Raw genomic sequence first — 13,043 nt, forward strand, 5'->3', positions numbered from 1 at the left:
GCCGCGTGTCCGCGATCCACCTCGAAGCCGTCTCCAAGCACTGGGATACCGTTCGCGCCGTCGATTCGGTTTCCTTCTCGGTCGAACCCGGCTCGTTCGTGGTCCTGCTCGGCCCGTCCGGTTGCGGCAAGTCCACCACGCTTCGCCTCATCGCCGGCCTCGATGTGCCCACGGCCGGAACCATCCGCATCGGCGGCAAGGACGTCACGCACGCCCCACCCGCAGAGCGCGGCATCGCGATGGTGTTCCAGTCGTATGCGCTGTTTCCGCACCTCACGGTCGCGCAGAACATCACGTTCGGGCTCGAAGTGCGCAAGGTCGCGGGTGCGGAGCGCGAGAAGCGCCTCGCCCGCGTGGCCGAACTGCTGGGCCTGGGGGCACTCCTCGCGCGCAAGCCCTCGCAGCTCTCCGGCGGCCAGCAGCAGCGCGTGGCGCTGGGCCGCGCGATCATCGCCGAAGCGCCGGTGTGCCTCATGGACGAACCCCTTTCGAATCTCGATGCGCAACTGCGCGGCGAGATGCGCCGCGAGATCCGCGGCCTGCAACGGCGCCTGGGCATCACGATGGTGTACGTGACGCACGACCAGACCGAAGCCATGACGATGGCCGACCGCGTGGTGCTGATGCGCGCCGGCCGCATCGAGCAGATGGGCACGCCCGAGGAGCTCTACGAGCGTCCCGCCACCGCCTTCACCGCGTCGTTCATCGGCGCGCCGCCCATGAACCTGATGACGGTCGGCGGCGCCACCATCGGCGTGCGCCCCGAGGACCTGCGGCTTTCATCGGACGGACTCGCGGGCGTGGTCGAATCGGTCGAGTACCTGGGCGCCGATTCGCTCGTCGCGGCGAAGGTGGATGCGCAAGTCGTGCTGGTGCGCGTTCCCGGCCACGCGACCGTTCGCGCTAGCGACACCGTACGAATCAATTGGGACAAGCAACACGAGCACCGCTTCGACAACAACGGAGGAAGAAAATGAGAACCGCTTTGGGGAGCATCTGGAAGCCGCTGGCCGCAATCGCCGCATCGACGGCGCTGGCCGCGGCCGCGCAGACTGAAATTACTTTCTACTACCCGGTCGCCGTCGGCGGCCCCATCACCAAGACCATCGACCAGATGTCGGCGGACTTCGAGAAGGAAAACCCCGGCATCAAGGTGAAGCCCGTCTACGCGGGCACGTACCAGGAGACGCTGGTGAAGGGCATCACGGCGCACAAGAGCGGCACACCGCCCACCACCGCGATCCTCCTCTCCACCGACATGTACACGCTGATCGACGAGGACGCGATCGTGCCCTTCGAGGACGTCTCGAACACGGCCGACGACAAGGCGTGGGTGAAGAGCTTCTATCCGGCGTTCATGGCCAACAGCCAGACGGGCGGCAAGACCTGGGGCATTCCGTTCCAGCGCTCGACGATCGTCCTGTACTGGAACAAGGAGCTCTTCAAGGAAGCGGGGCTCGATCCGAACAAGGCGCCCGCCAACTGGAAGGAAATGCTCGAGTACGCGCAGAAGCTCACGAAGCGCGACCCATCGGGCAACGTGACGCAATGGGGCGTGCAGATTCCCTCGTCGGGTTTCCCGTACTGGCTCTTCCAGGGCCTCACCACGCCCAACGGCGTGGAGCTCATGAACGCCGCCGGCACCGAGACCTACTTCGACAAGCCCGAAGTGGTCGAGGCGCTGCAGTACTGGGTGGACCTGGGCCGCAAGCACAAGGTGATGCCCACGGGCGTGATCGAGTGGGGCACCACGCCCAAGGACTTCTTCGAGAAGAAGGTCGCGATGATATGGACCACGACGGGCAACCTCACCAACGTGAAGAACAACGCCAAGTTCGATTTCGGCGTCGCGATGCTGCCGGCTTCCAAGCGCCGCGGCTCGCCCACGGGCGGCGGCAACTTCTACGTCTTCAAGAAGGCGACGAAGGAGCAGCAGTCCGCGGCGGTGAAGTTCGCGAAGTTCATGACGCAGCCGGAGCGCGCAGCGCAGTGGGGCATGGACACGGGCTACGTCGCGGTGCGCCCGGATGCCTGGGCCACGGCGAAGATGACCGAGTACGTGAAGGGCTTCCCGGTCGCCTCCGTCGCGCGTGACCAGTTGCAGTTCTCGGTCGCGGAGCTCTCGACGCACGACAACCAGCGCGTCACCAAGGCGCTCAACGACGGCATCCAGGCTTCCCTCACGGGTGCCAAGGAACCGGCGGCGGCGATGAAGGACGCGCAGGCCGAAGCAACGCGGATCCTGAGGTCGTACAAGTAGTGAAGCCGCTCCACGGCTGGCTGCTCCTGCTGCCGGCCGTCGCACTCCTCGCGCTGTTCACGCACTGGCCCATCGTGGCCACCGTGTGGGACAGCTTCTTCGCGACCCCGAAGGGCGGCCGTCCCGCGCCCTTCGTGGGGCTCGAGAACTACGCCGTGATGGTCGCGGACGAGGTGTTCTGGAAATCGCTGTGGAACAACCTGTGGTTCGCGCTGGGCACGATTCCGATTTCGATCGCGCTCGCGCTGGCCATGGCGCTGTGGGTGAACTCCGCGATGCGCGGCCGCACGTGGCTGCGCATGGCGTTCTTCACGCCGACGATCCTGCCGATGATCGCGGTGGCGAACATCTGGATCTTCTTCTACACGCCGCAGTACGGATTGCTCGAGCAGATCACCGGACTCTTCGGCGTGTCGGGCCGCAACTGGCTGGGGAGCGAATCGACCGCGCTCGCCTGCGTGATGGTGGTCGCGATCTGGAAGGAAGCCGGGTTCTTCATGATCTTCTACCTCGCGGCCCTCCAGCAGATCCCGCCCTCGCTCGCGGAAGCGGCGGCGATCGAAGGCGCGCCGCGCGGCTACTACCTGCGGCGCGTGGTGCTGCCGCTGCTCATGCCCACGACACTCTTCGTGATGGTCAACGCCGTGATCAACGCCGTGCGCATGGTCGATCACATCGTGGTGATGACGCGCGGCGGGCCCAACAACGCCACGTCGCTGCTGCTCTATCACGTGTACCAGGTGGGCTTCGTGTTCTGGGACACGGGCTATGCGGCCGCCCTCACCGTGGTGCTGCTCGTGGTGCTGGGGTGCGTCGCGATCGGGCAGTTCGTGTTCCTGGATCGCAAGGTGCACTACCAGTGAGACTCTACGAACCCAGGGGCTGGGCGCTCGGGCTCGAGACCGCGGCCGCGTGGCTGCTGGGACTGCTGTGGATCCTGCCGCTCGTGTATGCCGTGTGGACGGCGTTCCATCCGCCGGAGTTTTCCGCGAAGTTCGTGCTCGGCGCGCCGCTCACGCTGGAGAATTTCCGCCGCGCCTGGGAAGCCGCGCCCTTCGCGCGCTACTTCCTCAACAGCTTCATGCTGGTGACGATGGTGCTCGCCGCGCAGTTCCTGCTGTGCACGCTCGCCGCGTACTCCTTCGCGCGCTACGAGTTTCGCGGCAAGGAGATCGTCTTCCTGCTGGTGCTCGTGCAGCTGATGATCATGCCCGACGTGCTGATCGTCGAGAACTACCGCACGATGGCGCGCCTGGGCGTGCTCGATTCGATTCCCGCGGTGGGCCTGCCCTACTTCGCTTCCGCGTTCGGGATCTTCCTTCTGAGGCAGGCGTTCAAGACGGTGCCGCGCGAGCTCGACGAGGCCGCGCGCGTCGAAGGCGCGGGGCCGCTCACGGTGCTCTGGCGCGTGTACGTGCCGCTCGCCAAACCGATCTATCTCGCCTACGGCCTGGTCTCCGTGAGCCACCACTGGAACAACTTCCTCTGGCCGCTCATCGTCACCAACTCCGTCACGTCGCGCCCCGTCACGGTGGGCCTGCAGGTGTTCTCCTCGGGCGACCAGGGCATCGATTGGTCCGTGATCACCGCGGCCACGCTGCTCACTTCCGCGCCGCTGCTCCTGGGCTTCCTCCTGTTCCAGCGCCAGTTCGTGCAGTCGTTCATGCGCGCCGGGATTCGCTAGAGGCCGTAGCCGATCTCCTGCGCGAGGATCGCGCGCGTGATCGCTTCGCGGGCTCCGAGGGGTTCGGCCTTGGTCGGCGTCACGTTCATCGCGAAGTAGGCGACCGGCACACCGCGCCGCTCGACCCAGCCGACCCACCAGGCCACGGGCTCGCGCACCGCGCCCGTCGTGCCGGTCTTCGCGTAGAGCGTGAGTCCGCCGGCGGTCTCCTCGATGCGCAGCGCGTCGCGCACGAGGCGCCGCGACCTGGCACTCACCGGAAGCCTTCCCTCCTCGAGCTTCCTCAGGAACTCCATCTGCTCCATCGCGCTCACGCGAAGGCCGCCCTGCAGCCAGAAATGCTCGATGCCGCCCTCGATGCTCTGGTTGCCGTACTCGAACTGCGCGAGCCACTCCTTCATGCGCGCCTTGCCCGTGCGATGGGCCACCTCCTGGAACATCCACGCGACGCTGTCCTTCATGCCGGAGTCGAGCGTGTGGTCGCGCTCGAGCGCCGCGCGCGGCTTCGGGTGGCCATCCCACCGGAACACCTCGCGCTCGTCGCGGATCGATCCCACCTCGAGGCCGATCAGCGCGTTCGGGATCTTGAACGTCGAGGCCGGCAGGTAGCCGTGGCGAACGCGGACCACGTTGTGGACGCCGTAGCTGTTCGCCTCCGGGTCGAAGAGGACGAAGGTGCCCTCGACGCCGTACGCGGCGAAATGACGCTTCCAGTCGTGGCGCAGGACCTGGTCGGCGGCGGTGGCGTTGAGTCCTGCAAGCAGCATCAACAGCGAGGGCGCGAAGCGCTTCAATTCCGAGACTCCCATGTGGAATATTCGGCGAAAGCGTGCGTGGCGAATCTGGCAAACTTCTGGCCTTCTTCAGAGCGATTCGGGCATGCGGCTCATCACCTGGAACATCCAGTGGGGCAGGGGCGTCGATGGGCGAGTGGACCTCCCGCGCGTGGCCTCGCACGTGCGCGCCCTCGGCGACTTCGACGTGATGTGCTTCCAGGAGGTCGCGGACAACTACCCCGATCTCGGCGGCAACGACGACGCCAACCAGTTCGCGATCCTTGCCGCGCTGTTTCCCGGGTACGCCGCGCTCGAGGGCATTGCGCTCGACGTGGGCGGCGGCACGAAGCGCAAGCGCTTCGGCAACATGATCCTCACCAGGCTTCCGGTCCACTCGGTGCGCCGGCACGCGTTGCCCTGGCCCGCCGATCCGCAGATGGATTCGATGCCGCGCATGGCGATCGAGGCCGTGGTGCAGGCGCCGTTCGGCCCGCTGCGCGTGACCACGACGCACCTCGAGTACTACTCGGACGTGCAGCGCATGGCGCAGGCGCGGTGGCTCCGGGAGATGCACGCCGAAGCGTGCGAACGTGCGCTGCACGGCAAGAATGTTCCACCCGGCGACTCAAACGCCACGTTCAAGCCCACGCCCCAGCCGACCGCGGCGATCCTCACCGGGGACTTCAATTTCCCGCCCGAGGCGCCCGAGCACCCGGCGATCCAGGAACCGCTCGCCGGGGGCGCCCCGCGCTACCGCGACGCCTGGCGCCTCGTGCACGGCGACCGCCCGCACGACCCCACCTTCTGCCTGCACGACCATTCGTGGAAACCCACCCCGTATTGCTGCGACTTCGTTTTCGTCAGCGAGGGGCTTGCCGTACACTCAATAAAAATCGATGGCGCCACGCAGGCGTCCGACCATCAACCGGTGATGCTCGACATCGCCTGAGAGGCAAAATATGTCTACGCGCACAATCAACATGACGGAACCCGTCCAGGACTACCTCATCTCGCATTCGCTGCGCGACCACCCGGTGCTCGCGGAGCTGCGGAAGGCGACCGCGTCGCTGGAAATGGCGCGCATGCAGATCTCGCCCGAGCAGGGCCAGTTCATGCAGTTCATGGCGCGAGCGATCGGTGCGAAGCGCTGCATCGAGGTGGGGGTATTCACCGGCTACAGCGCGCTCGCCGTGGCCCTGGCCCTTCCCGACAGCGGCAAGATCGTCGCCTGCGACGTGAGCGACGAATGGACCTCCATCGGCCGGACGCACTGGGAGAAGGCCGGCGTCACGGGCAAGATCGACCTGCGCCTGGCGCCCGCCACGCAAACGCTCGACGCGATGCTCGCCGCGGGTGAAGCGGGGAAGTACGACTTCGCGTTCATCGACGCCGACAAGGGTGCGTACCTCGATTACTACGAGCGCATCCTCAAGCTGCTGCGCCTGAACGGCATCATGCTCGTGGACAACACGCTGTGGTCGGGCCGCGTCGCGGACCCCGCGAACAACGAACCGGATACGGTGGCGCTGCGCCGGTTCAACGACTTCGTGCACAAGGACGAACGCGTGGGCATCGCGATGCTGCCCGTCGGCGACGGCCTCACGCTGCTGCGCAAGCGCTAAGGGCCCCGCGGCTTGGACCTGAAACTGAAGGGCAAGCTCGCCCTCGTGACGGGCAGCACGGCCGGCATCGGCCGCGCGATCGCCGCACAGCTCGGGCGCGAAGGCGCGCGCGTGATCGTGAACGGGCGCAAGGCCGATGCGGTGAAGACCGCGTGCGATGAGCTCGCGAAGGAGACGGGCGGAAAGTACATCGCCTTCGCCGGCGACCTCTCGCTTGCCCCTGAGGCCGAGCGCGTCGTCCGCGAGAACCCCGGCATCGAGATCCTGGTGAACAACCTGGGCATCTTCGAACCCAAGGCCTTCGAGCAGATTCCCGACGAGGACTGGCGCCGCTTCTTCGAGGTGAACGTGCTCTCGGGCGCGCGCCTCGCGCGGCTGGTGCTGCCGGCGATGAAGAAGGCCGACTGGGGCCGCATCATCTTCATCTCGAGCGAGAGCGGGGTGCAGATTCCCGCGGAGATGATCCACTACGGCATGACCAAGACCGCGCAGCTCGCGATCTCGCGCGGCCTGGCCGAGAGCGTGGCCGGGACGGGCATCACGGTGAACGCGGTGCTTCCGGGGCCGACGAACTCGCGCGGCGTCGGTGATTTCGTCGAGGCGCTGGCGAAGGAACAGGGCACGACCTTCGAGGCGTTCGAGAAGGAGTTCTTCAAGAGCGTGCGGCCCACCTCGCTCATCAAGCGCTTCTCGACGCCGGAGGAAATCGCCACGATGGTCGCTTACGTCGCGAGCCCGCTCGCCTCGTCGACCACGGGTGCGGCGCTGCGCGTGGACGGCGGCACCACCAAGAGCGCGTTCTGACCTGCTGAGCCGCGCTCAGCGAAACAGGTAGGCCACGACCATCGCGCCCAGCACCACCGCGATCGCGAGCAGGATCCACGTCTGGCGGCGCTGTGCGGCTTCGAGCTTCACGAGCGCGGCCTCGAGCCGCTGCGGCGTGTCGTCGGTGAGCACGCGGTGCACGAGCCTTGGCAGCTGCGGCAGCGACTTCGCCCAGAGCGGCGCCTCGTCCCTCATCTGCTTCATGAATCCCGCCGGTCCCGCCTGGTCGTTCGCCCAGCGCTCGAGGATCGGCTGCGCGGTGCGGCGAAGGTCGAGGCTCGGGTCGAGCTGCCGGCCGAGGCCTTCCACCTGGAGGAGCGTCTTCTGCAGCAGGACGAGCTGCGGCTGCACCTGCACGTTGAAGCGCCGCGACACTTCGAAGAGGCGCATCAGCACCTTGCCGAAGTAGATCTCCTTCAACGGCCGGTCGAAGATCGGCTCGCACACGGAGCGCACCGCGCTTTCCAGCTCATCGACGCGCGTGTCGCGCGGCACCCAGCCCGCTTCCACGTGCGCGACCGCGACCTTGTGGTAGTCGCGCTGGAAGAACGCCATGAAGTTGAGCGCGAGGTAGTTCTTGTCGGCATCCGAGAGCGTTCCCATGATCCCGAAATCCACGCCGCAGTAACGCCCGTCGCGCGCGACGAGGATGTTGCCCGGGTGCATGTCGGCGTGGAAGAAGCCGTCGCGGAAGACCTGCGTGAAGAAGATCTCCACGCCGTCGCGCGCGAGCTTCGGGATGTCGATGTTGAGGCGGTTCAATTCCGCGACGTCGTTCACCGCGATGCCGTCGATGCGCTCCATCACCATCACGTCGCGGTTGCACCAGTCCCAGTAGACCTCGGGAACGATGAGCAATCGCGCATCGGCGAAGTTGCGCCGCAACTGGCTCGCGTTGGCCGCCTCGCGCACGAGGTCGAGCTCGTCGCCGATGATGTGCTCGAACTCGCGCACGACCTCGCGCGGGCGCAGGCGCCGGCCGTCGGCGGAAAAAGTCTCGACGAGCCACGCCGCGTTGTAGAGCAGCGAGACGTCCTTCGCGATCGTCCTGTCGATTCCGGGACGCAGGATCTTCACCGCCACCTCGCGGCCGTCGGGCAGCGTCGCGAAATGCACCTGTGCGACCGACGCGCTCGCCACCGGCTTCATGTCGAACGTGCGGAACACTTCCGAATGCGGCTTCCCATAGGCGCGCGCGAGCGCGGCGGTCACCTGGTCCTCGGGAAACGGCGGCACGTTGTCCTGCAGCTTCGCGAGCTCGGTGGTGATGTCCTCGGGAATGAGGTCGGGGCGCACGGAAAGCAGCTGCCCGAATTTCACGAACACGGGACCGAGCGATTCGAACGCGCGACGCATGCGTTCGCCCCGGCTGCGCGAGCCGTCGACGCGGTGCCGGAGCAGGGTGGAAAGGATGCGGATGAGACGGAAGATTCGCATGCAGCCCCGATTGTACCGATGCTATCCTCGACGCATGACGTACCACGCCGACCGCCCGTTCACTCTTTACTTCGTCCGCCACGGAGTGACCGAGGTCAATTTCAAGGGGCTGCGCTGCGGCGGGGACCTCGACGTCCCTCTCATGGACGTGGGCTGCGACCAGGCCTACCTGCTCGCCAAGCAGATCTCCCGGATGGAGCTGGGCATCGGCATCATCGTCGCGGGCTCGCTCATCCGCACGCGCCAGACCGCCTCGATCATCAGCGGCGTGCTGGGAAATATTCCAGTTGAAATAGAACCGTTGCTCAACGAGCGGCGCCTGGGCCAGTGGAACAAGCGGCCGATCGAGGAAACGGAAGAGGCCCTGAAGAACAACGTGCCGCCGCCCGGCGGCGAAGCGGAGGAAGAGTTCGAGTTGCGCGTCTCGCGCCTGCTCGACCGCTTGCGACCCTACCTCGAACGCCGCCCGCTACTCGTGAGCAGCAAGGGCGTGGGCCGCGTGATGAACCAACTCCTCGGCGGCGAAGAGCGCATGCAGGTGGGCAACGGCGAGGTCGTCGAATTCGCGCTCTCCCCCACCGGCGGACACATCAAGCTTCGCGTCAGCCGGCCGCACCAGGTCTAGCGACCTAGGCCACCCGCAGGGTGGCGATGTTGTGGGGCTGCTCCTTGCGCGGCTTCGCATGCAGCACGGTCCATTCGCCGCACCCTCCTACCGCGCTGCCCACCAGCCACTCGTGGATGAACCAGTTCTGGTTGCGATCCGAGAGCACCGGCGTGTGCCCCGTGTCGGGCACGTGCATGAGCGTCACGTTGCCCGAGGCCTTCATCTTCTTGATGGTCATCGGCAGCAACGCGTCCGAGAGCATCCCGTGGATGAGCATCACCGGGCACTTGATGCGGCGCCAGTGCTTCCACTGGTCGAGGCTGTCCTTCGCGTCCTCGCGATAGGCCTGGAGCGCGCGCACGTCGTGGCGATACACGCGCCCGCCGTCCTCGTCCGACCAGCGCGTCTGGTGGAAGGTGACGTTGAAGCGGATGTCGTCGCTGATCGGTCCGTCGTTCTTCTGCGAGGCGCCGATCTTGCGCAGCAGGTCGCCCGGATCGCGGAAGACGTAGTGGCGCGCGAGCGTCTGCGAGCGGCGCTTGCGGCGCTTCTTCGGAATGAACGGGCCGATGTCGTTGAGGATCAGCTTGTCGACGAGATTTGGATACCTCGCGACGAGCTCGATGGCCGCACTGCCGCCCAGTGACGAGCCCAGGAGGATCACCGGCCGTCCGCCCAGGTGCTCGATCAGCTGCTTCAACTGCTCGACGTAGGTCCCGAGCGAGTAGTCCTTCTCATCGGCCATCCACGCCGAGCGCCCGCGGCCCACCCAGTCCATGCAGACGACGCGGTACTTGTCCGAGAGGTCCGCGGCGAGATAGTTGAAGCGCATCGCCGTGTTGGCGACACCGCCGCAGCACACCACCGTCTGGCGATCGGGATCGCCCCAGTCGGTATAGGCCACCTTGACGGGATAGCGCTTGCGAAAGCGGGGGGCGACCTTGCGCTGCAGCTGCTCGGGATGCCAGTAGTCGAAATGGCGCAGGTCGAAGCGGTCGTGGAAACGTCCCACCACGCGCTTGGCGATGTCCATGTAATCGTCCCACGTCGCGATGACGCGACGCCTGCCGGGGATGGGCGGTTCCCAATCCGGGTCGTGGCGCGGTGCGCGTGCGCCGCGCTCCGTGCCGGGTTGCTTCCGGGCCATTTAGGCCTCCTCTTTGTCGTACCCCAGAGCTGTGCGGCGGCCGGCGCGTTCGCGCTCTCTCTGCCGCAATACGTCGATCATGACGTTGAATGTCCGGGCGAGTTGTCCCACCTCATCGTTGGAGCGGACTGCAATATTGGCGTTGGCGTAGTCGCCGCTCTTCAGGGCGTGGGCGGCGAGCGTCAGTTGTTCGATCGGGCGCACGATGGTGCGCGCGAAGATCATCGCGAGGAGCAGGAAGACCGCGCCCACGAGTGCCACCGACAGCAGCACGTTCTGGAAGAGCGCGTTGAGCGGTGCCGCGAAGTAATCGCGCGACTCGGACACCACCACCGTCCATTCCGTGCCGGGGACGGGCGCGAAGCCCGCGATCTCCTCGCGCTTGTTCACCGTCGAGTTGTAGCTCACGTTGCCCGAGATCGACAGGCCCACGGCGACCTTCTCGAGCTCGGGCTGGTTGATCGAGTCGATGGTGTTCTTGCGGAAGCGCTGGTCGTCCTTGATCTCGTCGACCACTTCCTTCTTGAGCGGCATGAGGCTCGTGTAGAGCAGCTTGTCGTTCGGGTGCCAGACGATCACGCCGTCCTCGTCCACGAGGAACGGGATGCGGTCCTGGCCGAGCTGCGCGCCCTTGAGGATCGTGCCGATCGGGGCCGCGAGGATGCGCAGGACCACCGCGCCGATCACGGTCTTGCCGTCGGCCGCGAACACCGGGTTCGAGAAGAAGACGCCGGGCGCGCCCGCGACGGAGCCCACGATGATGCCGGTCATGAAGGGCTTGCCGGTCATCGCGACGCGGAAGTATTCGCGGAACTGGAACTTGCGCCCCATCACCTGCGGGTCGCTCGACACGACCGCGGTGCCGCTCGGGTCCATCACCATCGCGAGCTGCACGTCCGGGTTGGACTTGATGAGGCCGTCGAGCTTGACCTTCAGCGCGGCCTTGCCGGCTTCGGTGGGCGGCCGCGAGAGGAATTCGACGAAGTCCGCGTCGGTGCCCAGGTAATTGGCGAGGTTGCGGCTGTCGCCCACGAGCTGCCCGATGTGCTTCGCGTTGCTGCCGGCGATCTGCTCGAGGTTGCGCAGCTCGTTGGCGCTCACCGCCTCGGTCGTGCCGTTGAGGTTGTAGTAAGCCGTGATCAGCATGGGTGCCAGCGCGGTCGCGATCATCGCGAGCGTGAGCTTGATCGCGATCGGCCAGGAGCCGGGGCGAACGAGCGCGCGGCCGAAGCGCGAGAGCTTCGCCTTGAGCTGGCGCGGCGTGCTGAACGCGGCGATCCAGCTGTCGCCACCGCCCGCGGTGTATTCGTCGTCGCTCGCGAGCAGCGCATCCTGCAGGCCGAGCGTTCCCGAGTGATTCGCGAACAGGGCGGCGCGGAACTGGTTCATGTCCTGCGGCCGGTCCTTGGGGTGGAGCTTCAGCGCCCAGTCGATGGCGCGCAGGAACTCGACGCTGAACTTCCCCTGGCAGAGCAATTCAGCGCTCGGCAGCGGATCTTCGGGCGCCATGCGCTCGGGCGCCTCGATGGGCTTCTTGCCCGTGACCATCCAGAAGAGCGTGGCGCCCATCGCATAGATGTCGGTCCACGGGCCCTGGCGGCCGCCGCCCGCGTATTGCTCGATCGGGCCGTAGCCGGGCGTGACGACCGCGGCGACATCGGCCGCCTCGCTCGCCGTCTGGCGCGCCGCGCCGAAGTCGAGCAGCACCAGGCTGCCGTCCTCGTCGCGCATGTAGATGTTGTCGGGCTTGATGTCGCGGTGCAGGTAGCCCGCGCGATGCACGACCGCGAGGCCGTCGAAGAGCGGCGCGAACAGCGTGACGATCTCGTGCTCGGAGACGTTCGCGCGCTTCTTGCGCCAGGTCTTGAGCGACTGGCCGCGCTCGTACTCGAGCACCATGTACGCGGTCTTGTGCGCTTCGAAGAAGCGCGCCACGCGCACGATGTGCGGATGGCGGAAGGTCGCGAGCGTGCGCGCCTCGATCAGGAACGCGTCGAGGCCGTTCTGGTAGAACTCCTGGTCGTCGTCGGCCCGGGCCGACACCGTGTTGTCGACGGTGCGGTAGGCGAAGTCTTCGGGCAGGTATTCCTTGATGACGACCTTGGCATTCAGGTTCACGTCGGTCGCGGCATAGGCGATGCCGAAGCCGCCCTGGCCCAGGACCGCGTCGATGCGGTATTCGTACAGCCGGAAGCCGACCGGCAGGCTGTTGCTGGGGGCGGCAGGTTTCGCCTGTAACGCGCGCCGGGGCTCGTTGGCCGCCGGTTCGGCCCCGGCACCCGGGTCCATGAACGTCCTCTCGCCGTCCTCGCCGTGCGCGAGTGCGGTCGGGTCGACCATGGTCCTGGTGTCGGGCTGGGTGCGTTCGGGCGGGGTCGCGGGGAGGGTGCGGTCGGACGCGCGACCAGGCTGGGTGCGGTCCGCTACAGAGGCGTGGGCGGTGTTCGGGAGGGTCCGATCGTCGTCGGAAAAAGCGCGCAGGCGGGCCTGCTGGTCGGCATCGACCAGGGTCTTTTCCGCGCCGCTTTTGGGGTTCTCGGACAACTCGTTCTCCCTGCGTCCGTGCGCCTATGACCCGGACTTCGCAAACCTACCACAAAATCTGTCAGCCAGACTGTGAACCAGCGCACCAAAACCCTCGGCTAGACAACCACTTACGTCTAATCCTTGAGGAATTGGACAAGC

At 66.6% G+C, this 13,043-nt stretch carries 12 protein-coding genes; 8 read left to right on the forward strand and 4 right to left on the reverse strand.

Features of this window, described 5'->3' with window-relative positions:
* The first annotated feature begins 5 nt into the window (after positions 1-5).
* From DSM104440_RS18265 to DSM104440_RS18280, 4 genes are read left to right on the forward strand one after another with little or no spacing between them, the layout of a single operon-like run.
* Positions 6-977, forward strand: coding sequence for an ABC transporter ATP-binding protein (locus DSM104440_RS18265; RefSeq protein ID WP_171165212.1), 972 nt, complete (start codon positions 6-8; stop codon positions 975-977).
* A complete protein-coding gene (locus DSM104440_RS18270) occupies positions 974-2,260 on the forward strand; it encodes an ABC transporter substrate-binding protein (protein ID WP_171165214.1) in 1,287 nt (428 codons plus the stop codon). Before DSM104440_RS18265 ends, DSM104440_RS18270 begins: the two co-directional genes overlap by 4 nt.
* On the forward strand, positions 2,260-3,123 hold the full coding sequence (locus DSM104440_RS18275) for a carbohydrate ABC transporter permease (protein ID WP_171165217.1): 864 nt from the start codon (positions 2,260-2,262) through the stop codon (positions 3,121-3,123). The genes DSM104440_RS18270 and DSM104440_RS18275 overlap by 1 nt, the downstream gene beginning before the upstream one ends.
* The gene (locus tag DSM104440_RS18280) at positions 3,120-3,944 is read left to right on the forward strand and encodes a carbohydrate ABC transporter permease (RefSeq protein ID WP_171165219.1); all 825 of its coding nucleotides are present in this window, start codon (positions 3,120-3,122) and stop codon (positions 3,942-3,944) included. The genes DSM104440_RS18275 and DSM104440_RS18280 overlap by 4 nt, the downstream gene beginning before the upstream one ends.
* On the opposite strand, the gene DSM104440_RS18285 is transcribed toward DSM104440_RS18280, so the two are convergent.
* Positions 3,941-4,753 (reverse strand): class D beta-lactamase, encoded by an 813-nt coding sequence (locus DSM104440_RS18285; protein ID WP_171165221.1) that lies wholly within the window; start codon positions 4,751-4,753, stop codon positions 3,941-3,943. The two genes, DSM104440_RS18280 and DSM104440_RS18285, sit on opposite strands and share 4 nt — an antisense overlap.
* A gap of 70 nt (positions 4,754-4,823) precedes the next feature.
* Between DSM104440_RS18285 and DSM104440_RS18290 the strand changes: the two genes are divergently transcribed.
* From DSM104440_RS18290 to DSM104440_RS18300, 3 genes are read left to right on the forward strand one after another with little or no spacing between them, the layout of a single operon-like run.
* Positions 4,824-5,669, forward strand: coding sequence for an endonuclease/exonuclease/phosphatase family protein (locus DSM104440_RS18290; protein ID WP_171165223.1), 846 nt, complete (start codon positions 4,824-4,826; stop codon positions 5,667-5,669).
* Positions 5,670-5,679: 10 nt separating this feature from the next.
* Positions 5,680-6,342 (forward strand): class I SAM-dependent methyltransferase, encoded by a 663-nt coding sequence (locus DSM104440_RS18295; protein WP_171165226.1) that lies wholly within the window; start codon positions 5,680-5,682, stop codon positions 6,340-6,342.
* A gap of 12 nt (positions 6,343-6,354) precedes the next feature.
* The gene (locus DSM104440_RS18300) at positions 6,355-7,146 is read left to right on the forward strand and encodes an SDR family NAD(P)-dependent oxidoreductase (protein WP_171165228.1); all 792 of its coding nucleotides are present in this window, start codon (positions 6,355-6,357) and stop codon (positions 7,144-7,146) included.
* A gap of 15 nt (positions 7,147-7,161) precedes the next feature.
* Here DSM104440_RS18300 and ubiB read toward each other — a convergent pair whose 3' ends face one another.
* Complete coding sequence (gene ubiB, locus DSM104440_RS18305; protein ID WP_171165230.1) at positions 7,162-8,604, reverse strand: ubiquinone biosynthesis regulatory protein kinase UbiB; 1,443 nt, start codon at positions 8,602-8,604, stop codon at positions 7,162-7,164.
* Positions 8,605-8,638: 34 nt separating this feature from the next.
* Between ubiB and DSM104440_RS18310 the strand changes: the two genes are divergently transcribed.
* A complete protein-coding gene (locus tag DSM104440_RS18310; RefSeq protein ID WP_171165232.1) occupies positions 8,639-9,229 on the forward strand; it encodes a histidine phosphatase family protein in 591 nt (196 codons plus the stop codon).
* Between the two features lie 4 nt (positions 9,230-9,233).
* Here the strand turns inward: DSM104440_RS18310 and DSM104440_RS18315 are convergent, their stop codons facing one another.
* Positions 9,234-10,358, reverse strand: a complete 1,125-nt coding sequence (locus DSM104440_RS18315) for an alpha/beta fold hydrolase (protein WP_171165234.1) — start codon at positions 10,356-10,358, stop codon at positions 9,234-9,236.
* Complete coding sequence (locus DSM104440_RS18320) at positions 10,359-12,902, reverse strand: protein kinase domain-containing protein (RefSeq protein ID WP_171165236.1); 2,544 nt, start codon at positions 12,900-12,902, stop codon at positions 10,359-10,361.
* Positions 12,903-13,043: the final 141 nt, after the last annotated feature.

Origin of the sequence: Usitatibacter palustris (genome assembly GCF_013003985.1) — a bacterium.
Taxonomy (GTDB): domain Bacteria; phylum Pseudomonadota; class Gammaproteobacteria; order Burkholderiales; family Usitatibacteraceae; genus Usitatibacter; species Usitatibacter palustris.